General features: G+C 43.2%; 16 protein-coding genes. 2 read left to right on the top strand and 14 right to left on the bottom strand.

From position 1 onward, the window contains the following. Positions 1–44 precede the first annotated feature (44 nt). From ABTQ23_RS19765 to ABTQ23_RS19740, 6 genes are all read right to left on the bottom strand, one after another. Positions 45–971, bottom strand: a complete 927-nt coding sequence (locus tag ABTQ23_RS19765) for a tetratricopeptide repeat protein (RefSeq protein ID WP_408617484.1) — start codon at positions 969–971, stop codon at positions 45–47. Positions 972–981: 10 nt separating this feature from the next. After that, positions 982–4,710 (bottom strand): LysM peptidoglycan-binding domain-containing protein, encoded by a 3,729-nt coding sequence (locus ABTQ23_RS19760; protein ID WP_408617483.1) that lies wholly within the window; start codon positions 4,708–4,710, stop codon positions 982–984. Beyond that, positions 4,707–5,240, bottom strand: coding sequence for a DUF4123 domain-containing protein (locus tag ABTQ23_RS19755; RefSeq protein WP_408617482.1), 534 nt, complete (start codon positions 5,238–5,240; stop codon positions 4,707–4,709). Before ABTQ23_RS19755 ends, ABTQ23_RS19760 begins: the two co-directional genes overlap by 4 nt. Beyond that, positions 5,225–7,294: a type VI secretion system Vgr family protein gene (locus ABTQ23_RS19750; protein ID WP_408617481.1), complete on the bottom strand. Its 2,070-nt coding sequence runs from the start codon at positions 7,292–7,294 to the stop codon at positions 5,225–5,227. The genes ABTQ23_RS19755 and ABTQ23_RS19750 overlap by 16 nt, the downstream gene beginning before the upstream one ends. A 211-nt stretch (positions 7,295–7,505) precedes the next feature. Beyond that, positions 7,506–7,835, bottom strand: a complete 330-nt coding sequence (locus ABTQ23_RS19745) for a hypothetical protein (RefSeq protein WP_408617480.1) — start codon at positions 7,833–7,835, stop codon at positions 7,506–7,508. Between the two features lie 58 nt (positions 7,836–7,893). Continuing rightward, positions 7,894–8,412 carry an Hcp family type VI secretion system effector gene (locus ABTQ23_RS19740; protein WP_408617479.1) on the bottom strand — a complete coding sequence of 173 codons (519 nt, stop codon included), beginning with the start codon at positions 8,410–8,412 and terminating at the stop codon, positions 7,894–7,896. A 318-nt stretch (positions 8,413–8,730) separates the two neighbouring features. Between ABTQ23_RS19740 and ABTQ23_RS19735 the strand changes: the two genes are divergently transcribed. Beyond that, positions 8,731–11,067, top strand: a complete 2,337-nt coding sequence (locus ABTQ23_RS19735; protein WP_408617478.1) for a DNA polymerase II — start codon at positions 8,731–8,733, stop codon at positions 11,065–11,067. Here ABTQ23_RS19735 and glgX read toward each other — a convergent pair. The 3 genes from glgX to ABTQ23_RS19720 all read right to left on the bottom strand — a co-directional run bounded on the left by glgX (position 11,042) and on the right by ABTQ23_RS19720 (position 15,361). Further along, positions 11,042–13,171 (bottom strand): glycogen debranching protein GlgX, encoded by a 2,130-nt coding sequence (glgX, locus tag ABTQ23_RS19730; protein WP_408617477.1) that lies wholly within the window; start codon positions 13,169–13,171, stop codon positions 11,042–11,044. The genes ABTQ23_RS19735 and glgX overlap by 26 nt on opposite strands. A 146-nt stretch (positions 13,172–13,317) precedes the next feature. After that, positions 13,318–13,503, bottom strand: a complete 186-nt coding sequence (locus ABTQ23_RS19725; RefSeq protein ID WP_408617476.1) for a hypothetical protein — start codon at positions 13,501–13,503, stop codon at positions 13,318–13,320. A gap of 1,372 nt (positions 13,504–14,875) precedes the next feature. Further along, positions 14,876–15,361, bottom strand: coding sequence for a MarR family winged helix-turn-helix transcriptional regulator (locus tag ABTQ23_RS19720; RefSeq protein WP_408617475.1), 486 nt, complete (start codon positions 15,359–15,361; stop codon positions 14,876–14,878). 513 nt (positions 15,362–15,874) lie between these two features. Here ABTQ23_RS19720 and ABTQ23_RS19715 point away from each other — a divergent pair. Continuing rightward, entirely contained in the window at positions 15,875–16,798 is a 924-nt protein-coding gene (locus ABTQ23_RS19715) for a LysR family transcriptional regulator (RefSeq protein WP_408617474.1), read from the top strand. Positions 16,799–16,871: 73 nt separating this feature from the next. Here the strand turns inward: ABTQ23_RS19715 and proX (ABTQ23_RS19710) are convergent, their stop codons facing one another. The 5 genes from proX (ABTQ23_RS19710) to proW all read right to left on the bottom strand — a co-directional run bounded on the left by proX (ABTQ23_RS19710) (position 16,872) and on the right by proW (position 22,268). After that, a complete protein-coding gene (proX, locus tag ABTQ23_RS19710) occupies positions 16,872–17,870 on the bottom strand; it encodes a glycine betaine/L-proline ABC transporter substrate-binding protein ProX (protein ID WP_408617473.1) in 999 nt (332 codons plus the stop codon). A gap of 79 nt (positions 17,871–17,949) precedes the next feature. Beyond that, the gene (gene proX / locus ABTQ23_RS19705) at positions 17,950–18,951 is read right to left on the bottom strand and encodes a glycine betaine/L-proline ABC transporter substrate-binding protein ProX (protein WP_408617486.1); all 1,002 of its coding nucleotides are present in this window, start codon (positions 18,949–18,951) and stop codon (positions 17,950–17,952) included. Positions 18,952–19,007: 56 nt separating this feature from the next. Next, a complete protein-coding gene (proX, locus tag ABTQ23_RS19700; protein WP_408617472.1) occupies positions 19,008–20,006 on the bottom strand; it encodes a glycine betaine/L-proline ABC transporter substrate-binding protein ProX in 999 nt (332 codons plus the stop codon). A 172-nt stretch (positions 20,007–20,178) separates the two neighbouring features. Continuing rightward, complete coding sequence (gene proX / locus ABTQ23_RS19695) at positions 20,179–21,177, bottom strand: glycine betaine/L-proline ABC transporter substrate-binding protein ProX (protein ID WP_408617485.1); 999 nt, start codon at positions 21,175–21,177, stop codon at positions 20,179–20,181. An 83-nt stretch (positions 21,178–21,260) separates the two neighbouring features. Beyond that, a complete protein-coding gene (proW, locus tag ABTQ23_RS19690) occupies positions 21,261–22,268 on the bottom strand; it encodes a glycine betaine/L-proline ABC transporter permease ProW (RefSeq protein WP_408617471.1) in 1,008 nt (335 codons plus the stop codon). Positions 22,269–22,276: the final 8 nt, after the last annotated feature.

Raw genomic sequence — 22,276 nt, 5'->3', positions numbered from 1 at the left:
AGCTCCTTTCTCATTCTTAATAAAATTAAACATTAAAATAGCGGCTAATAAATACCAAAGAACTCTTCACTAAATTCGCTATAGTTTTTATTTGGTTTAATATTATTTTCATTTATATAATTATCAGCATAACTCTTGAGTTCATCTATCTTACCTTGAGGGATATCTTTTACCCATTTAATCCACCGAGGATCTATTGCTGTGGGATTATCGCCAAGATATACCGCAATATATGAATAAAAATATGCTTTCTCATATTTTTTCATTTTATTAAAAACTATCCCCGCAGAAATAGCTGCATTCTTATAACCACACTTAGTAGCTTTTTTCATCCAATCTAAATAGGCTGGATTATCAACAGAAAACTGACTACCATAATCGTACATTGCTTCACAATTTCCTTTAATAGCTAGTTTTTTAATATATTTATATGGATTATCAATATCAGTATGTAGAATTTTAAAAGCTGCATAATCTGATCCATTTTTAAATGCATCAATTAATTTATCTGCATACATTTTTTTACCCAATACAGGGATAAAACTCATATACCAAGGTCGATCACGTAACAGAAGCGCAAGCTCCGCATTACCATCACCCTGCTTCGCTTGTTTTTTCCAAGTAGCCAAGGCTTTATCCAGCCATTTAGAATCACAAGGCCAACCAAACATGCCGCAAGGCGACTCGTTATTACTTGGATCAAGACGGTTCATCGCCCAAGGATCGCCTTTTTTAGCTGCTTGTAACATAATTTGCCCTGCGGCAAACGCCTTTTCCCCTCGCTGCAGAAACATTGCGTTAGCCTGCCAATAACGCGCGTGTACATCGCCTTTATCGGCTTCGGATTTAAAGTATTGTTCAGCAGCTTGATAATTTCCTTGATTCAACAATTCAACTCCACGTTGAGTTTCTGCTGAGCAAGGAGCCATAGACAATAAAAAAGTGAATATAAAAAATATTATTTTCTTCATTATTTAACCTTTATTCTACAGGCATAGGTAATAGCTTACTCAAAAGCAGAGGTCTATATGCGCTACTAAATTTAGGATTACCTTTTTCAACAATATCAATATGGGCAATCCATTTTATATCAATAAATCCTTTTCTACTATAATCATATTCTAAGCTTTTTTGAAAATTACTTCCGATAGAATAATATAAATCATAACCTTTTAGTAGCCATACCAAATATGATATAAATATCTCATTATTACGGTAAATTACTCCTTGTAAATTATCCCTATCCTTGTCATCTATATATTGAATAGAAGTAAACTGAAAAAGTTCTATTATTTTTAATAAGTCTTTTTGATAAAAAAACATTTTTTTCTTATTGTTAAAAACTTCATCTTTTTTCAAATACATCCGTTGAATGGCATTTTCCATTTGATTGATTGACTGTTTGGCTCGCTGTCCAACTGTCCACTGAAAAATATTTTCAATCGCATATCGCTGATTACGGTTTGCTATTATTCGTCGCTCATCATCATTAGTAAAAAGTTCGCCCCACGTTTCGAGGTTTTTATAAGTTAGGATTCCCAAAAATTTTGCAATTGTTTCTGGTAACGCTTTTCTAAAAATCCGAGCAATATCACTATCGGGCTTTTTATCTTTTAGATAGCTTGCTATAAATGGGGCATTATCCTCTTTTAAAGACTCATACTCCATCTTCTCAAATTCTTTGAATGGTAGGCAAAGAAGATGTCCCATCGACACATCTAACATCAAGCGCATTGTCCAATATCGATTGAGCATTTCAAATGTTAAGTCATCATCCTCACCATCACTGAACTCAATATACGCGAAATTGGTACTTTTCGCTAAATCAAGAATCGTTTCAAAAATATCGTCAGCTGCATCGGCATTAATAGAAAAAGCATACGTTCCAGAAAATCCCAAGCCTAAAGTCGCACCAGCATTTCCAAGGATATAAAAACATCCGTTTTTATATAAAAAGTGAAACTCACCCGACACCCCAGCCCCTAAATTGGCTTTCAAGCCACCGGATAGCTCACCTAAGAGTGGTAATTTTCCGGTAGATTTTTTGCGGCTCCAACAAACCCGACCGCCACAACTAGCCCCAACCTGTATACCAACAAAAGCATTGGCTGAAACCCCAGCATCTCCAACCAAACCGGGGCCATAGGCTTTAGCCTCTTTATTTAGCGGTGCAATAGGGGAAGTATCATGAACGATCTCGCTATTCACGCCAAATTCTCCATTGCGGTTATACCCTAGTTGAAACGAACCCGATATTGACGCAGCAGCACCTACAAAACCACTGACACCACCATAAAAAGTCAACTGGTAGTAACCAACCGTAACGCTACCTGATTGTAACTTTTTATTCTGATCATAATATCGAATATTTAATTTAAATGGCTTACTGCTATTTGGGCTATCAGGAATTTGATAATCAAAGGTGTAAGCCCCTTGAGCCACAATGACATTAACAGAAGCAGTCGCTTTATAAGATGTTACTCCAGTGCCCTTAATTGCCTTACCAGAGGAAGCGGATGTAATAAAACGGAAAAACTGCGCCTGAGTCCCACTCTCCCATCGTCCCGGAACGCCAAAGATATTTTTTTTGTCGATAAACCATGGCGTTATATACTTATCACTAACCGCTGATAATTTAGTTTTGGGCTGAGAAGCGGCGGTAAAAGTTGCATTTTGCAACTGTTTCTCAAACCGTCCAACTTTTCGATCTTTTGCACCTTTATAGGTTTTGGCAAAACTTTTGGACCATATTGATCGGTCTTTACTTGCCTTGAGGGAAGGATCAAATGCTATCGTTTTTAAGTCAATGCCAAAGGTCTGATGTTTATTTTTTACTTCATCAAGTGATAATACAGAGAGGTTTGACCGCATAAACCCAACGTTTTCTGAATCACTAGCAAGTGAGCCTTCAACGATAAAGGTATGATGAAAACTTTCGCCTTTACTATTGCCTACTGATGCATAGATCTGATTTTTTAAATTTTTAGGTCGCCAACTCTTTTCGTTCCACAAAAGAATGAATTGAACGTCACTTTTATAAACTTCGAGTTCTTCATCAGGTAAATAAAATAAATTTAGCTGACTAAAATCACCTTTCAAATTCTTAACTATATTTTCTGCTTTAGTTTTATAGAATATGCATAAATCATAAGCTTTTGAAATATACCAAAGGATCGGACTAATATAACTTGAATAATCCTCATTTAATGCTTTGTTTTTATTTGAAAAAAGCTCTTTAAAATCATTCAACCGATGGTAAAATTCCTTGACGACTTTAAGATATAACACATAAGCACTATATAATCCGATACCTTTTTTGTCTGTTAAAGATTCTTTAAATTTAGATAATCTATCTGTCACTGTATCTATAGAAATAGATCCTATATCAAGATCATATACGTCATGCCACATCCCAAACATTTCATCTTTAGATAAAACTTGTTCTTTTAATATATAGCCACTCAAGTTTAACTGAACCAATGTAGCCATATAGGTGTCTGCGGCATCAACATCAACAGAATAATACCATTTATCCCATTTGCTTTTTTTTATAAGTGAAATTTCAAAAAATCTCTCAACATTAGCTGGCAAATATAGATTTAAAACTCGCTGATAATCGCTATAAATATCATGTAAATCAGGAATGTCAAAGTTCCCTTTGACATCTCTTAATTTTGAAAAATCACATGGTATATCTAGATTACTTTTATGTTTGATTAATTGCTCTATAGCTATAGATGCATTATATTCGCTATTACTAGTGAAGAATTTATTAGTAGTGCTTAATCGATATGTATCTTCTTGATTATTTTTATCTACAAAAGTCGTTCTTTCTGCTTTTCTTATTGCTTTTTCTTCATAAGCATGCTTATGCTTATTCAATTCACTGAGCAAATCTTTCAGTATCATTTTTATATCATGTGAAAGAGTTTCTGTCAGTACCTCATACCGAGCGTCTTTGAATTTCAGATTGTACTGTTGGTTAAATTTTTTATCGTCAACTATATTCCTTTCATATATATCATATTTTTCATTTAATAATATACTGAACGTATCATATAAATTTCCATAGCCAAACAACCCACTCTTAATTTCTTTCAACTCTTTTGGAAGAGTCATTTTATTATCATATGAGGCAGGGAGTATATATTGTTTAGCATTTCCTCCATAGCCCAGTTTTCCTTCTACATCGACGATCATAAACAATATATCTTTATATATTTTAGCATCATCTTCACTAAGGAATACTTCATATCCGTAACTCTCAAATGGTGATAACACACCCAATTTTTTTAAGCCAGAGAGGACCTTCTGTGTTTTTGCTTTGCCTTTCATGCCATCGCATTTAATCGCCTCTGCACACAACTTCATCTCATTTTTAACAAGTGTCTGAGCTTCTTGCGTTAACAAGATAACAATGTGGCTTCCCGTGTCCGGATGTTTGGGAATATATAACGAATCGACAAAATCTTTTGGGGCACAAACAGCCTTTTTTAACTCAGTATCAGACGGCTCTTCTGGTTTAACACTGGCCTCAACTACCTTAACGCGGCCTTCACCTGGTACATTTAACTCATTGCCCGCGTATATAAGGTTCGGATCTTTAATTTGATCCGAATTTAGCTCCATTAACTTATCTTGTGGAATATTTAATTTTTCAGCAAGTTCTAAAAGTGTATCACCCGGCTGGATTTCGTATTTAGTTGTCACGCGATAAGTTCCTCTATCATTGTATCTGGCAGAATCAGTTGATGAGATGTCATTACGGGGTTATTGGGATAAACCAAGGCATTATGAGCAGGAGAAACCAGTGGTGAAAGATGGACGGCACTAGCGCACCCTTGTATGAGCTGTAACTGCTGAGACGTTAGCAATTGAGATAATTGCTTCCAGATTTTGGGCGAATAAAAACGCCAAAGCCATAACTTCCCATTTTGAGATTTAATGGTAATGTTTTTACGTAGTTGAACGGCTAAGTCATCCAGCGTCATCGGATCTCGCAGTTGGTAAACAATGCCGCTAGATGCCCAATTCATATCTTCTTCCCACTGCATCCATAATGGGTCTAGTTTTTCTAACGTAATTAACAGCGGTGAATTTTCTAATTGTGGTGCCCACTCCGTATCAAGGTAGAGAGGCAGTACTTCATAATTATGAGCGGCAAGCCAAGCTTTACAGTCATTAATGCGGAGTTGATCCAGCACCATTACATAATGGATTTTTTTTAAGCTTTCAGACATGGGCAATTGGCTAACTTACAAGTGTTATCGGTCATAAACTGGCAAACCTCTACGGCAGCGAGGTCTAGTTGCGCCAACGCAGGTAAACGGCTGGCCATGGTTGGCAGTGTCGGCGCCACAAGCTGAGGTTCTAGTTCAGTCGCTGCTTCAACATCCCCAGGAAGTTTTGCCAAGATTCCACCATAAGCGGTACCACTGCTAGCACTGCCGCCAGAATTTAGTTTTACTTTCGCTCCACCAACCGTCACACCTGAGCTATCAATAGTGACAAAGTTTCCTCCGACTTTTAGGGTCAGTGACGATGAGGCCTCACACGTAATTTTAATTCCGCCGTTTAAGTGGATCTCTCTGCTGGTTTTATCAAGCCAAGATCCTGCTTTCATATGCAGGGTTTTCTCCACATACTGCGTCTGCTGGCCTTTGACATGCACTCGGCTCTCCCCATCGACAGTCTGATGGGCATCGCCCTTCACCCGCTGAAACTGGTTGCGGGTCACGGTCAAGTGGTCGTCTTCGCCAATTTCGGTCTTGCGGTCATTCTCGATGTTGCTGTTGAAGTCTTTTTGCGCATGGATAAAGATTTCTTCATGGTCCGCCTGATCTTCAAAGCGCAGTTCATTGTACCCGCTGCCCTGATGGGTTTCGGTACGCAGCACGGTGCGGGTCTTATTCGCCGGTAATTCATAGGGCGGTAGGTTGGTGGCATGGTAGGTTCGCCCGGTGATAATCGGTTGGTCCGGGTCACCTTCTAAGAAACTGACAATCACTTCATGGCCAATCCGGGGAATGGCCACCATCCCATATTGGCTGCCCGCCCATCCTTGCGAGACTCGTATCCAGCAGGAGCTTTGGTCATCCCCATTGCCATAGCGGTCCCAGGGAAATTGCACTTTCACCCGGCCATAGTTATCGCAGTATATTTTTTCATCAGACGGGCCAACCACGGTGGCGATTTGCGGGCCATCCACCCGTGGTTTTGGGTTGGGGGTTGGCCGCCAGGGCAGGTTGCTGGCCAATACCTGAAACTGGTTGGTGTAGGTGGTGGCGCCATCCCCGCCGGCTTCTTCCAATGCCTGGGGTTGTTGGCCCTGATGGTGCACACTGACCAGTAACCAGCTGCGATTGCACTGCTCATCCAGATGGTCAGTCATGGTGGCGGTGTAACCACTGACCAGTTGGGGGATGGTGCTGTCCCCTTCGCCGGTTTGGCTGTTGCGGCGCAGGGCGTCTAACCGGTATTGACTGAACGGTTTGCCCTGACTATCCGTTTTGTAACGCCCCGGGTAGTCGTAGTGTTCATAGCTGGCCGGGTCCAGGCCACTGTCGGCGGTCTGTAAAAAGCTGTAGGCAGGCTTTTTAAAGCTGTAATCTTTGAGCTGTGCGCTGGTTGGAGCCGTTTGATAGTGGCGACGAAAGGCCCGCACAAACGGATTGCGTTGATAGCCGCCGGCGGTGGCATTGTATTCTAACGTCACTCCCAACTGAGGCGCCTGCTGGGTGTTGTCGGTAAACACCACGGTGTGTTTGCCATCCTGATGGACAAAGTAATAATACATGCCCTCTTCGGCGGCCAGCCGTTCGATGAAGGCTAAATCACTCTCCCGGTACTGCACGCAGTATTCGCGGGTGAGGTGGGTGTCAGTGATGGCAAAGGCGTAATCGGTAATGCCCATTTCCTGAAGTAAAATCGAGATAATCTGCTGGGCATTGTACTGCTGGAAAATCCGGCTGTTCTGGCGCAGGGTAAGGCGTTTGAGCGCGGGCACCAGGGTCAGTTGGTAGCGGGTGTGATGAAAGCCGGTATCCCCCTGGGTGAAGGCGCTGACAATGCCATACCAGCATTGCTGCGCTTCGCCATCTTGCCAAAGTGTGAGTGAGGCATTCTGGTCGATAATGGTGGTGGCATCCAGTTGGTCATTGCGGCTGGCCAGTTCCAGGGTAAAGGCAAAGGGGGAGCTTAAGGCCTCCTGGCCGTCAAAGGCGATGACCTGCAAACTAGTGTCACTGAGCCCTTCGATACTCAGGGTAAATTGTAATCCGCTTTGCTCTGCCATAATCAAATTCCAAGTGAGAGAAGTTGCTGCAACGTGCCATAAAAGCGATATAAAGATGGGAAAAGGCCACGCTACCGCCCCCAACAAGATCGACAAAAAAGCCTTGATCGCCGGTAATAGATATCCAAATAACGATACATATCAATTTATTATGTCGTTATTTGGATTTGAAATTGTGCTGCGCCTTAGACGCAAGTAACTCAATATACGGTTAGTGAACCGTTGATGATTGCGCGTCTGAATCGCCTTGCTGAACCATGATTAACAACACAATGCAAATGGCCCCGATAATGGTTCCTACATACCACAGCGGCAGCAAAATGAAAGAGAATGCCCATTCACACACGCGATTACCTGTGAAGGCTGACCACAATCCTAAGATGGTCAAAGCAATGGTCGCAAACTGATAAAATGCCATTAATCCGGCTGTTCCAGCGCCGAAATAAGCGGAGAACATTCCACTAAAAACAAATCCGAGTGCGGCAAAGATGCCAAAAAAGACGCCCATTACCCCAAGCAAAATCCGTATGACTGTATTCATTGTGCTCTCCTTAAAAGGCCAGCCATCGCTGGTTGACCTTGGCGTGATGAAACAGTACTTAAGATTCCAGCGGTGCGCGCCAGTCATCTGAGCCTGATGTGCCTGCAATATCGTGTGACCAATCGATTTTGCGATACGACAGGGAGACTTCAATCAGCTGCGTGAAATCTGTTTTTGCAGGGTCCTGACAATGTGGCATCTGGGCATCGATATTGACGATGGTGGAGTCAGTCAGAGTGGTGGTGAAGAAATGTTCCTGTTTACCTTCCACAGATGTGCGATACCAGTTTAAGGTCACTGTGGTGAGCATTTCCCCAGACGCCAGGGCGTTGTACAGCAGTGGGACGGCTTTATTCAGAGCCACGGTAAATTTAAACGGTTTGTGCACCCGTTGGCCAGAAGGCTGACCGGATTGAGGGTCAGTTGGCACGGTGACAATGTGTTTAAATTCCTGGACCAGCATTTCATCTTCGTGGCCTTCCACATAGATGTTGCCGACAGAGTCAGCGGTAAATGCACCGGCAGTAATATTGCCTTGAGTTTTTCCTTCGATGGAAATATAACAAGGAGTTGGCATGGATGTATTCCTCTTATCTTTTTATTGATGAAAACATAAAAAGTAAGTCAACATCCATGCCAGCTTTTTCAAAAGTGTAACTAATTGTTTTAATTAAAAATTCAATTTTACAGAAAAATCTCATCGCAGATGCTGAGCAAGAAGTTGCCCAGATCGAGCAAGAAGTTGCCCAGCGAGCAAGAAATTGCTCGGTCGTTTTTTAAGCAAATTCTTTTAGTTATGACCAGAAAATAGCATCAAACAGTCCTTTGCTACTCGGTTTGATAACAAATTTTTATATAATGGGAACATGATAATGACGACTGGGCGAATTTTTGGGTGCAAGCAGGACAAGGAGTTTTACTTAATCGAGCCAGTTATGACAGCCGCGAACGTCCTGTCATCGACTTGTGGCTAGCCACAGCCACCGGGCCAGTGCGATTATGGATTGACGACCAGCAGCCGCTATTATTTATTGCCTCGGACCAGCTGGAAGCTGCTCAAAATGCCTTACACTCGCTTTCATGGCATGCTCAGAGCTTGTCCCATCAAACCTTTGACCACCAGCGTGTCACTGGTCTTTATTTTGCCTCATTAGAACATTTTTATCGCTCTCGCGAGCTGCTTGAGCACGCGGGGATCAGCCATTTTGAAGCGGATATTCGCCTGCACGAGCGTTATTTAATGGAGCGTTTTGCCTATGCAATGGTGGAATTTTATGGCATTGCCAGCGTCAAAGATGGCTATACGCAATATCATCAAGTCAAATTGCGCGGGATAGAAGCGCCGATTCCTGAACTTAAAACACTGTCCTTTGACCTTGAATGCTCACGCCATGGCGAACTTTATAGTATCGGCTTAAGCGGTTGTGGATGTGCCAAAGTGTTAATGATTGGTTCGCCAACGCCTGCAACAACTGATATTGAATGGCTCAGTGATGAAAAGGCTCTGATTAGCCGTTTTATCGATTGGGTGCAGCAGCTAGACCCCGACCTTTTAATCGGTTGGAATGTGGTGCAATTTGACTGCCAATTGCTTGCCAAACGCGCCCAAATAAATCGAGTGGAGTTGCGTTTAGGGCGCGCTAAAACATTAGCTCGCTTTAAAGAGGGGACGCAGTCGCGCCAAGGTGCGTTTATCATCCCAGGCAGAGTGGTTATTGATGGCATTGATGCACTTAAAACTGCAACTTATTCATTTGACAGCTTTAGCTTAGAATCAGTCTCTCAAGCGCTACTTGGGCGTGGGAAACTTACTGAAGATCCAGACCATCGCATGGCCGAAATTGAGCACAATTTTCACCATGACAAACCCACCCTCGCCGCTTATAACCTTGAAGATTGCCAACTAGTTGAAGAAATTTTTAGCCAAACTCATCTCATTGAATTTTTAGCCTTGCGCAGCCAACTTACCGGCCTTGAATTGGACCGCCAAGGGGGTAGTGTCGCGGCATTTAGCAATCTGTATATGCCCAAGTTGCACCGAGCAAACTACATCGCGCCTAATTTACCAGCCGATGGTGGTCTGGCAAGCCCGGGTGGTTATGTCATGGATTCCAAACCGGGCTTGTATCAGAATGTGTTGGTTCTCGATTTTAAGAGTCTGTACCCCTCGATTATTCGCACCTTTAAAATTGATCCAATGGGGCTTATTGAAGGACTTGCGCAACCAGATGATGCAATAGATGGTTTTCTTGGCGCTAAGTTTTCTCGTACTGAGCACTTTTTACCTGCGATTATTAGCGACCTCTGGCACCAGCGCGATATTGCCAAACAGCATCAAGATAAACCGCGCTCTCAGGCGATAAAAATTATCATGAATAGTTTCTATGGGGTGCTCGGCTCAGGTGGCTGTCGATTTTATGATCAACGCCTAGCAAGCTCCATCACTATGCGTGGCCACCAAATTATGCAGCAAACTGCTCAGTGGATCCGCGATGCGGGATTTGATGTGATTTATGGTGATACCGACTCAACTTTTGTCCTACTTGGCGAAGGCTTTAGCCCTGAGCAGGCACAGACAACCGGCCAGCAGTTACAAGATGATATTAACGCGCAATGGCGTGCACAAATCCAACAGCAATTTGCGCTTGAATGTGCACTAGAAATTGAATTTGAAACTCACTATCAGCGTTTTCATATGCCGACTATTCGCGGCTCTCAAGCGGGAAGTAAAAAGCGCTATGCAGGGATTACGCCGCAGGGACAAATTGTCTTTAAGGGGCTAGAAAATGTTCGCAGCGACTGGACCGAACTGGCCAAACAGTTTCAAAGCCAGCTCTATCAGCTGGTCTTTCATGACCAAAATCCCAGCGAGATGATTCGCTCATTAGTCGATGAAACGCGCCAAGGTATACGCGACAATCAACTTATCTATCGCAAACGGCTGCGCCGTGATCTAGATGAGTACAGCAAAAATATTCCACCGCAAGTGCGTGCTGCCCGCGATGCCGATGCCCGCAATCAAGCTAATGGGAAATCTCTGCGCTATCAAAACCGTGGCTGGATCCAGTACCTCATTACGGTCAATGGCCCGCAGGCGCTCGAGTATCATGATGCACCGATTGATTATCAGCACTACATCGACAAGCAGCTTAAACCCGTTGCCGATGCACTATTGCCATTGGTTGGACTCGATTTCGATGCCATTATTAGCGCGCAGCTTGGTCTTTTTTAGCTCTATTACGAGCGTTTTTGGCTTTGCTCGGAGTTTCAAGTGACTGGGAAGCAATGAGCACTAAAACTGAACGAGGGGCTAAATGCATCACATTAGACTCAACACATTTGGCGCTCTGATAGCTATAGATGTCATCCGGTGGTGCCAAGGCGGTATTAATCACCTGTCGCCAGTGCTTGCCAGTGCTAAGCTGTGGCAGTTCAAAATCTAGCGGTTCCCAATAGGCATTCACCGCTAAATAGAGATTTTCTTCGCGATACGGCAAGTTATAGCTCAGGGCAATGGTATGAGAGTCGTCTGACCAGTCAGGCTGGTTAGCTTTGACACCATGCCATTTGATCTGGCTATCGTTTAAAATTGAGCTTAACGGGTGATGAATATATTGATCGAGCGCGGGGGTCAGAAAACGAAACTCAATGAGCTGGCGAACAAATCGTAATAATCCGGCATTTTGTTTAACCAGCGACCAATCTAACCAATTATTAGGTGTGTCTTGGCAATATGCGTTGTTATTGCCCCACTGGGTACGACCTATCTCATCGCCCATATTGATCATCGGCGTACCTAGCGACATCAGCATGATGGTGAAAAAGTTTTTGATCTGCCGTTCACGAATCTGTCGAATCTGTCGATTGTTGGTTGGCCCTTCAACTCCGAAGTTAAAGCTTAAATTATGATTATCGCCATCACGGTTATCTTCGCCGTTAGCCGCGTTATGTTTATGGTTGTAACTGACTAAATCGCGCAGCGTAAAACCATCATGCGCGGTAACAAAATTAATAGAGCGATGAGGCGTGCGGTGATCGTCATAATAGAGATCTGGGCTGCCCATTAACCGGTTCGCAAACGCCCCAACCCGATGATTATCACCGCGCAAAAAAGCACGCACGTCATCACGAAACAATCCATTCCATTCGTTCCAGCGATCACCAACAAACTGTCCAACCTGATACAACCCTCCAGCATCCCAGGCTTCGGCAATGATCTTGGTTCCTGCGAGAATAGGATCCGAATCGATAGACCACAGTAGCGGTGGATCATTGAGGACCTGCCCTTGTGAGTCACGCATCAGAACTGAGGCCAAATCAAAGCGAAACCCATCAACATGCATCTGTGTAACCCAAAACGTCAACACATCACGGATCATGCGACGCATCACCGAATTATTGGTGTTGCAGGTATTACCGCAACCACTATAGTTGCTGTAATAACGCTGGTCGGACTGTTCTAAAATATAGTAGGTATCATTTTGCAAGCCACGCAGGCTTAGTGTTGGGCCATTTTCATTGCCTTCACTGGTGTGGTTAAACACCACGTCAACAATAACCTCAATGCCTGCGGCATGTAATTCACGCACCATCAACCGAAATTCATCAAACGGCCCACCTAAATTTTGATTGGCGCTGTATTGGGTATGGGGCGCAAAAAAGCCAACCGGACAATATCCCCAGTAGTTGGTTTTTCCTTGTGCGGCATCGGAGCTATCAAACTGAGCAACCGGCATTAGCTCGACCGCCGTGACCCCCAGCTGTTTTAGATAAGGGATTTTCTCGACAACACCTGCGTAAGTTCCACGTTTACTTTCAGTCACCCCTGAGCTGGGATGACGGGTAAAACCGCCGACATGCATCTCATAAATAATCGTATCGGCCAATGGTCGATGAATCGGCTTGGTACCTTTCCAATCAAAATTACGCCGCTCAAGCACCACGGACTTTAACGCACAATGCTCAGTAGATTGGCCATATTCACTATAGAGTTTACGTGAGTAATTATTGGGAAAGCGGATCTCTTTGGCATACGGGTCGCAAAGCACTTTAGATGCATCAAAACGCATCCCCTTGGCTAAATCAAATGGGCCTTCGACTTGAAAACCGTACAAGGTGCCAGCGGTGAGTCCTTCAACAAAGATGTGCCAGTAGTTATCGGTACGATTGGTTTGTCTATCCAGCACAATCCGCTCACAAGGCGAGCGACTATTAACCTCATCGAACAGCAGAAGTGTCACACTTTGAGCAGATTTGCTATACAGACTAAAATTGATACCGTGTCTTTCAAGACAAGCCCCCAATGGATAGCTGCGCCCTGCTCGCGTTTTTAACATCGTTCCCTGTCCCTAACGTTATTGTTATAAGCGGTTGTATGTTATCTACTTAAGCATGGTCCGAACCGGGTAAAAAGCAAGCTTGAGGGGTAAAAAGAGGGGGTTCACAGCCGCCGAAGAATACGGCGGCTGAGAGAAATTTAAATTTACGAGCGTGGTGCCATCGAATAGGTCATATCCTGTGAGCCACGACGACGCTTGGTGATTCGATTTGCACCATAACGGTTCATCTGCGGCAAATCATCAGGTAGCATGACTTCCAATAATCCTTGCTCGACTTCCACTTCCATCGCTTTAATCATTTGTAAATAGTTAAGTTTTTCCTGAGTCATTACATTATCCTCGATGGTGGTTCCATCGTAAGACAAGCAATAGACGTGCCAAAAAAATTTGGAAGAGATCAAGAGGTGGAAAAAAGGGGCCACTAATTGGGAGAAATAGTGGCCCTAAAAAAAGTAACTAAACATGTGTCCTGCTTAATGATAAAAATGTTATCATTAAACAATCTACATACTCTTAAGACGAGTCAAAAGAGCAGTACATAGCATACCGATAAAATGGACGTGATGCGACCATTAGATCGATATTAATCAAAAGATCATCTTTGATCCTACTGACATAACAGAGAGGGCAGCCACATGGGCTGCCCGAAAGTACTACAGGTACGTTCCCTAACCTAATCTAGCTCCCTGCACCATCCCTTTGCATCGCTATCCATTGCGTTCCTTTTCACCAGCAAAAGAACTATTCCTAATCCTTATCGCGGGCATGTCCCACCATCAATGGTTATGCATCGTCATCCTTTGATGCGCATCTCCTTCCCGGGAGGTGTCCAACAATTTCCCTAGCCTTCCTGGCGAGCGTGATTTCCTATCTGCTCTATTTGTCCCTACGCTTAGAAGTCTACTGTAATCGGATTTTTAATCACCGGGGAAAACGCAAAGAAAAAACAGGTAAAGATCCTTAATTTTATTTATCTAATTGATTTTACTGTTTTATTAAAATTTCGCGGGCAGTTTTTTTGCAAAAAAGATGGCACGTTTGAAAGATATCTCGCACACACAGTGCGGTTTTTTGTATCTTCAGGGCTGTTGAGCTTTGGTGACGAGATGTTATTTAGATTAAACGAATTTTGACCCACTGCAGTTTGCACCGTTAATGGGTTCACTAAATAGAAGGCAACAAAGTTCATGGGTAAAAAGTGAGATGAGCAAGGTAGGAAGATTTTACAAACGCACAAAAAGTTGAGGCGACACTAAAAGTGCCGCCTCGGTAGTCATATGGCTCGATATCCGTGAACCTGTGTTGCTCCCTGCAATCCCAATGACTTAAACAATAGTCCCTATTTATTTCCGCTTCACAATTCCGTTGCATGTCCCTTAGCCTTCATTGGCATAACAAGCTATCCGTACTTGCTGCTCTCTCCTTCCTGGAGGTGTCCCTTTTCTCATCCTAGAGAAGTTCCTGCCACTATCCTTAGTGCTTTTCCTTCTTGGAAAAGTTTGTCTCCCTACGCGATTAATAATAGCGAAAGAGGCTCTTTGGAGATCATCGAAGAGGAGATAAAAATAAGTTAAATATTTTGTTAAATCTAATAACTTATTGAAATAAATATATTTTTTAAATTTCGCTCACAAAAAACAGTTATTTTTCTGACATGTTTGTGAGATATTTCTTACAAGCAATAGGCACAAATAGCTATCTTTAAGAATGCGGATGATCGTCAGCCATTCCACCAGCAACTAATAGTGGCGCAGCATCAAGATGCTCGGCATTCATCATAGCTGAAATTCGCTGTACGCTAGAGAGCAGTAATAATTGCTCCCACTCTTCTAAACGCTGAAACCGCGAAACAAAGCTATCTTGTAGAGGCAGCGGCGCTTTACTGAGCACTTCTTTACCCGCTTCGGTCAAGTGGGCGTGAACTTTGCGCTTGTCGAGCTGACTACGAAGACGAACAACCAGTCCGCGTTTTTCGAGGCGATCAAGAATCGTCGTGGCAGTTGCCTGACTCATATTGGTATTTTTAGCCATCTGGCGAATCGTCTCTTCTGCAGAGTCTCTAATTTCTCGCATCAACACCAGCTGAGGCCCAGTTAGGCCGACCTCTTTGCTCAGACGACTCGAGTGCAAATCAATCGCTCGAATGATCTGCCGAATAGCCACTAAAACCTCTTCATGTCTTTCCATTATGAGCCCACCTAAATCTCAAAATCTAAAAAAAATAGTTCCAATTGAGGGCCTGTTTAACACCGACTGTTAGATTAGCCTACACTCAACGACTATAATTAGCCTTCTAATCCTTTTTTAAGAGGAAAAAGTGAAAGTCATTGTCAAAACAAGCAATAGGGAAGTGGTTGTTTCATCCCATATACTCTGTATATTAAGGGCTTTCACTAAAGACTATGATTTATTCTATCCTATTATTGTTTAGAGGACTATAATTAGAACCCTAATAATTAGATAATTTTATAATCAATGGTCAAATTTTCTCGCTAGAATTTTAACAGAATGCTCAGCATACCGTTGAATTCTTTGCTTGCAGGTTGGTCACATTTGCAAAAAATTCTCCTCAGCAAAAGCAACTTTGCCATTGCTATCACTGATAAAGATAAAAGTGCGAATGTCTTGCATCTTTCACAAAGATAATTATAAATTAGCAATCTGCTGGGATAATTCTGTAAAAAAGGAACAAACTCTTGCATGAAACGCACAAATAATTCCATTGGTTTGCTATATGAAATGGCTGTATTTGCAACGGTTGTTGAAGCAGACAGTTTCTCGGCGGCCGCCAAAATTCTAGGTGTTTCCCCCTCATCGGTTAGCCGCAGTATTAACCGTTTAGAAGAGCAATTGAACTGTCGACTATTAGAGCGAACCACTCGAAAATTGCGTTTAAACGAACAGGGCCAAGCCGTCTACCAGCGCTGCAAAGATATGCGTAGCGCTGCAGATGCCGTGCTGGATGTTAGCGGGCAATCGAATCCCCTACCACAAGGGACGTTGCGTATTAGCATTCCTAAAGCAATCGGCCATCTATTGATCCATCCACTCATGCCGGAGTTTCTCAATCGTTATCCCAAAGTAAATGTACAGATGTTGCTCGAAGACCGTTATATTGACCTGATTGATGACAGAATGGATTTAGCGATTCGCATTACCGACGATCCACCGGTCGGCATGGTTGGCCGAAAACTACTCAATGTCGAACATATTATCTGTGCAAGTCCTGACTATTTAGCTCGTTTTGAAGAGATTGAACACCCACGGCAATTGCGTGAACACAGCTGTATCTATTTAAGTGAGCAGCCCAAAGACCGGCAATGGACCTTTCACAAGCAAACCCAAAAGATAACCATTGAGGTAACCGGCCGTTATGCCGTCAACCATACTCAGGTTCGCTTAGATGCTGCCAAACAAGGTTTAGGAATTACTAGCTTGCCATATTTTACCGCGCACGATGCATTGCAAAAAGGCGAGCTGGTTCAAGTACTACCTGACTGGCATTTTCTAACTGGCTATACTGGCGCCGCTTGGCTTATCTATCCACCGAACCGCTATCAGCCAACCAAGATAAAAGTATTCATTGATTATCTGGTCGAAAAATTATCCCGCTCCGGTATCTAAATAAAAAACCAGCCGATTGCTCGACTGGTTTTTAACTATTGCATCAATCAGGTAGATAGCCTGAACAACCGACTTATTTAGCGGCCGCTTTGGCTTCTTTAATCCACTGATTAAATTCTGTTTGGTGGGCCTGGATCCACGCGGTTGCATGGCCGCGAATATCATCTTCGCTCGCCTGGCCTTTACGCATCATTAAGTTTTCAGCACTGATATCGTTCACGCTCAGTTTCATAACAGAGAACAATTTTGCTGCTGCTGGGTTTTGTTTCGCCCATTTTTTATTCGCAACGATGTTCATACTATTCATACCAAAGCCGTAGTCTTTACCATTTGGTAATTTAGTGCTGGCATTTGGTTTATCTGGAACCGCAGAGAATGGAACCTGTAACCAAACCACATCTTTACCTGGGACCAATACACCACTCACCCAATATGGAACCCAAGTATAATAAAATACTGGTTTACCTTCTTTGTAACGGGTAATGGTATCTGCCATCAGGGCTGAGTAATTCCCTTCATCGATATCGACAGTATCAGATAGGCCATATTTTTTAACCTGATAGTTCGTTGCTGTTTCACAACCCCAACCTGGGTTACAACCTGTCATATTGGCTTTGCCATCGCCATTGCTATCAAACAGTTTGGCGATTTTAGGATCTTTTAACTGTTCAATATTGGTGATGTGATATTTATCGGCCGTTTTCTTATCAATCAGATAACCCTGAGCAGCGCCTGTCACATAATGACCTTTACGATAAAAGACTTTATCGCCACCAGCAGCTTTATATTTCTGATCATGCAGTGGTTGCCAGTTTACAGCCATGAAGGTTGCATCACCGTTTGCGATTGCAGTGTAAGCAACATTATAGTCAACTTGCTTAATTGGTTTGATATCGTAACCGAGTTTTTTCAGGGCTTGATCCACGATCACAGTCTGAAACATCTCTTCTTGAATGGTACTTTGAATAGGCTGTACCGTTTTACCCGCTCCCGGCAAGTCAGCGGCGTTAACGCTCAAAGAAGAGCCAGCGGCAACAACTGCCAGCGCAATAGCTGTCCAACGTAATTTCATATTTCCTCCATGCGCTTGATCTATGAACAAGCCACTATTAATTGAAACACCAGAGACACCCCTGGTCCTTTATATTTCATCACTTCAAAGCTGCTTGTTTAGCAACTGCAATCCAGTGATTAAATGTTTTTTGATGGGCTTTAATCCAACCATCGGCATGCGCCTGAATATCCGAGTCGCTGCTTTGTCCTTGGCGCATCATTAAGTTTTCAGCGCTCACATCATTAACGTTTAGCTTCATAATCGCGAATAATTTAGCCGCGGCAGGATTTGCTTTAGCCCACGCTTTATTTGCTAAAATCCGCTGATTATTCATCCTAAATCCGTAGTTTTTACCATTAGGTAAAGTTGTATCAGCATTAGGTTGTCCGGGAATTGCAGAAAATGGCACCTGCAACCAAACCACATCTTTACCATTAACCAATACCCCACTTACCCAATATGGCATCCACGTAAAATAGACAATGGGTTTACCCTCTTTATAACGGGCAATAGTATTGGCAATAATGGCGGCATAATTACCACTTTGTGTTTTAATCGTTTTGCTTAAACCAAATTTTTTCATCTGGTAGTTCACAATATCGTTACAACTCCAACCAGGATCACAGCTGGCTAAGTCCGCTTTACCATCGCCATCTTGATCAAACAGTTTGGCAATTTTGGGATCTTTTAGCTGCTTGATATTGTTGATGTGATATTTTTCTGCTGTTTTTTTATCGATCATGTAACCCTGAGCAGAATTGGCGATATACACACCTTTACGATAAAAAGCTTTGTCACCACCTGCAGCTGCATACTTGTCATTCTGCAGAGGTTGCCAACTGTCAGCCATAAAGGTGGCATCGCCATTGGCAACGGAGGTAAATGCAACGTTATAAGCCACCTGCTTAATAGGTTTTACGGTATAACCCAGCTTTTCAAGAGCGCGATCCACAATCACTGTCTGAAAGCTTTCTTCTTGAATGGTACTTTGAATCGGTTGTACCGTTTTTCCCTTACCAGGTAAATCCTGAGCATTCACCGTTAATGTTGCAGAAGCTACGGCTAGTGCAGCAACCGATTGACTGAGCAATTTTTTCATTTTCATTACTACATTACCTCCTTGAAAAAATTCGAAAAATAACTGACTAGTATCATTTATTGCGCAGCTTGTTTAGCAACAGCAATCCAGTGATTAAATGTTTTTTGATGGGCTTTAATCCAATTATCAGCATGATGCTGAATATCTTCTTCGCTGCTCTGACCATTACGCATCATCAAGTTCTCAGCGCTCACATCATTCACGCTCAATTTCATAATCGCGAATAACTTCGCAGCGGCTGGGTTTTCCTTCGCCCACTTTTTATTGGCTACAATACGCTGATTATTCATTGGGAAACCATAATTTTTACCGTTACCCACTGAGGTATCCGCTTTGGGATCATTAGGAATCGCAGAGAATGGCACCTGCAACCAAACGACATCTTTGCCTGGAACCAACACACCACTTACCCAGTAAGGCGTCCACGCATAATAAATAACGGGTTTGCCCTCTTTATAACGAGCAATGGTGTTGGCGATGATGGCCGCGTAGTTACCGCTTTGCGGTTTCACTGTCTGGCTAATACCAAACTTTTTCATCTGATACTTGATGATGTCGCTACATGCCCAACCGGGATCACAACTGGTTAAATCCGCTTTACCATCGCCATCTTGGTCAAATAGCTTGGCAATTTTTGGGTCTTTAAGCTGCTGGATATTGGTAATGTGATATTTATCGGCGGTTTTTTTATCGATCATGTAACCCTGAGCAGAGTTTGCGATATAAACGCCTTTGCGATAAAAGACTTTGTCACCACCTGCCGCTTTATATTTTGCGACCTGATTTGGCTCCCAGCTATCGGCCATAAAGGTCGCATCGCCATTGGCAACCGAGGTAAAAGCGACGTTATAAGAAACCTGTTTAACTGGTTTCACATCATAGCCAAGCTTTTCCAGCGCTCGGCTTACAATCAAAGTCTGAAACGTTTCTTCTTGAATGGAACTTTGAATGGGCTGAACTGTTTTCCCAGCACCAGGTAGCGATGCAGCATTCACTTGCATGCTAGCGACACACAAACCAAGTCCAAACCAAGTGAGGGGGGATGTCAATTTCATTTAAATCCTCTTAAATGTTGATTAATCCAATAAATAGCCTGTTGAGGCTTTGTAAGTGTTTGCGACAACGCTTATAAAACAAACGATTACACTTTAGAAACCCCCGACAAAATGCCGGGATGGTAATAAAAAAGCCACGTAAAACATGGCTTTTCAATCAGGCTAGTACTGATTATTTAGCAGCAGCTTTTGCCTGTTTAATCCAGCTATCAAACTGACTTTGATGCGCTTTAATCCAAGCTTTGGCATGGGCTGCAATATCTTCATCTGAATTTTCGCCTTTACGCATCATCAAGTTTTCGGCGCTCACATCATTAACGCTGAGTTTCATGATTGAGAATAGCTTGGCGGCAGCAGGGTTCTGTTGGGCCCATTTTTTATTGGCCACAATGCGTTCGCTATTCATGTTAAAGCCATAATTTTTACCATTGGACATGGTGGTATCAGCTTTAGGATCATCAGGAATTGCGGTAAATGGAACTTCCAGCCAAACCACATCTTTACCAGGGACTAACACACCACCCACCCAGTTTGGCGTCCAAGTGTAATAGATCACTGGTTTACCATTACGGTAACGAGCGATGGTGTCGGCAATAATTGCCGAATAGTTCCCCTCTTTAAGCTCAGCGGTTTTAGTGAGCCCGTATTTTTTAAGATGGTAGTTGGTCACGTTGTAACATCCCCAACCAGGATTACAGCCAGTAATATCGGCTTTACCATCACCATCTGAGTCAAATAACTTGGCAATTTTGGGGTCTTTAAGCTGAGAAATATTCGTGATGTGGTACTTATCAGCCGTTTTTTTATCAATTAAATAACCTTGGGCTGCACCAGTGATGTAATAGCCTTTGCGATAAAAAGCTTTATCACCACCGGCTTTTTCATATTTGCTGTTGTGCAGTGGATCCCAGTTGGTTGTCATAAACGTGGTATCGCCGTTCGCGATGGATGTATAGCCCACGTTATAGTCAACCATTTTCGGTTTTTTAACGGTGTACCCTAGCTGTTTTAGCGCTTGGTCTACAATCAGAGTTTGAAACATCTCTTCTTGGACGGTGTACACAGGTTGTGCACTCACACCTTTGCCAGGGAGAGGCGCCGCAGTGGCTTGAGCACTTAATGCCAAAGCAATTCCACAAGAGGTTGCAAGGCTTAGGTGTTTCAAAGTCATTTTCATGGTCGTGTCTCTCCTTTGATAGATTTTATCCGTTTAAGCGGATGATGAATCACTCAACCCAACTGCACGCGCTAGTCTTATTTTTTACTGACCAGCTTCATCACGGCTCCGACTGGTCCAGTTTGATACCAATGTCGTGCAGCTTTAGAACGAGCATCTCGTCCCATGGACTGAGTCAGACGGTCCAATACAATCGCCATCACGACGATGCCTAAACCACCTGTGGCAGCAAGTCCCATATCCAATCGGCCAATACCACGCAATACCATCTGACCTAAACCACCCACGGCGATCATCGAGGCGATAACAACCATCGACAATGACAGCATCAGAGTTTGGTTAACACCAGCCATAATGGTTGGCATCGCTAAAGGCAATTGCACTTTAAACAATAATTGACTTGGACTTGCACCAAATGAGTTGCCGGCTTCGATAAGTTCAGCTGGTACCTGGCGGATCCCCAGAATCGTCAAACGAATAATCGGCGGCAGAGCGAAAATAATGGTTACAACAACACCCGGGACATTACCAATCCCGAACAACATTACGATAGGAACCAAATAAACGAATGCGGGAGTCGTCTGCATTGCATCCAAAAATGGCCTAATAATTTTGGCAGCCCGTTCACTACGTGCCAGCCAGATCCCAATCGGCAAACCGATAACCATACAGAACAATACGGCGGTTAAAACCAGTGCCAGTGTCACCATCGCTTGGCTCCAAGCACCAATCGCACCGATAATAACGAGCGAAACAGCAGCAGCAATACCAAGACGAAGCCCTGCGACCTGCCAGGCAATTAAAAAAGCCAATACAATCATGACCGGAGCAGGAAGTGCCTGCAAAATGGTCTGGAATAAGGTTAAGATATAATCAATTGGTAAACTAATCGCCTTAAAAGCGGGTCGAAAGTTAGCAACTAACCAGTTCAGCGCCGTTTCTACCCAGTGGGCAAACGGAATTAATTTGTGCTGAAAAGGGTGCCACCAGTCGAAAGTCTGCGCGTGTTGAGCCGGAGCATGTAACCAACTGGCGTCAGTATTTGCTGGAGCTGCGCCCCATGGATCTTGTGATGCATTACTCATAATGGTTA

The organism is Celerinatantimonas sediminis, from assembly GCF_046054195.1.
Taxonomy (GTDB): domain Bacteria; phylum Pseudomonadota; class Gammaproteobacteria; order Enterobacterales; family Celerinatantimonadaceae; genus Celerinatantimonas.
Note: the sequence above shows the minus strand (reverse complement) of the source record. Positions and strands in the feature narration are given on the sequence as shown.

What these genes read in the sequence shown, in the direction of transcription:
- ABTQ23_RS19765 (WP_408617484.1), bottom strand. Translation starts at nt 971, where the DNA reads ATGAAGAAAATAATATTTTTTATATTCACTTTTTTATTGTCTATGGCT.
- ABTQ23_RS19755 (WP_408617482.1), bottom strand. Translation starts at nt 5,240, where the DNA reads ATGTCTGAAAGCTTAAAAAAAATCCATTATGTAATGGTGCTGGATCAA.
- ABTQ23_RS19750 (WP_408617481.1), bottom strand. Translation starts at nt 7,294, where the DNA reads ATGGCAGAGCAAAGCGGATTACAATTTACCCTGAGTATCGAAGGGCTC.
- ABTQ23_RS19745 (WP_408617480.1), bottom strand. Translation starts at nt 7,835, where the DNA reads ATGAATACAGTCATACGGATTTTGCTTGGGGTAATGGGCGTCTTTTTT.
- ABTQ23_RS19740 (WP_408617479.1), bottom strand. Translation starts at nt 8,412, where the DNA reads ATGCCAACTCCTTGTTATATTTCCATCGAAGGAAAAACTCAAGGCAAT.
- glgX (WP_408617477.1), bottom strand. Translation starts at nt 13,171, where the DNA reads ATGTTAAAAACGCGAGCAGGGCGCAGCTATCCATTGGGGGCTTGTCTT.
- ABTQ23_RS19725 (WP_408617476.1), bottom strand. Translation starts at nt 13,503, where the DNA reads ATGACTCAGGAAAAACTTAACTATTTACAAATGATTAAAGCGATGGAA.
- ABTQ23_RS19720 (WP_408617475.1), bottom strand. Translation starts at nt 15,361, where the DNA reads ATGGAAAGACATGAAGAGGTTTTAGTGGCTATTCGGCAGATCATTCGA.
- ABTQ23_RS19715 (WP_408617474.1), top strand. Translation starts at nt 15,875, where the DNA reads ATGAAACGCACAAATAATTCCATTGGTTTGCTATATGAAATGGCTGTA.
- proX (WP_408617473.1), bottom strand. Translation starts at nt 17,870, where the DNA reads ATGAAATTACGTTGGACAGCTATTGCGCTGGCAGTTGTTGCCGCTGGC.
- proX (WP_408617486.1), bottom strand. Translation starts at nt 18,951, where the DNA reads ATGAAAAAATTGCTCAGTCAATCGGTTGCTGCACTAGCCGTAGCTTCT.
- proX (WP_408617472.1), bottom strand. Translation starts at nt 20,006, where the DNA reads ATGAAATTGACATCCCCCCTCACTTGGTTTGGACTTGGTTTGTGTGTC.
- proX (WP_408617485.1), bottom strand. Translation starts at nt 21,177, where the DNA reads ATGACTTTGAAACACCTAAGCCTTGCAACCTCTTGTGGAATTGCTTTG.
- proW (WP_408617471.1), bottom strand. Translation starts at nt 22,268, where the DNA reads ATGAGTAATGCATCACAAGATCCATGGGGCGCAGCTCCAGCAAATACT.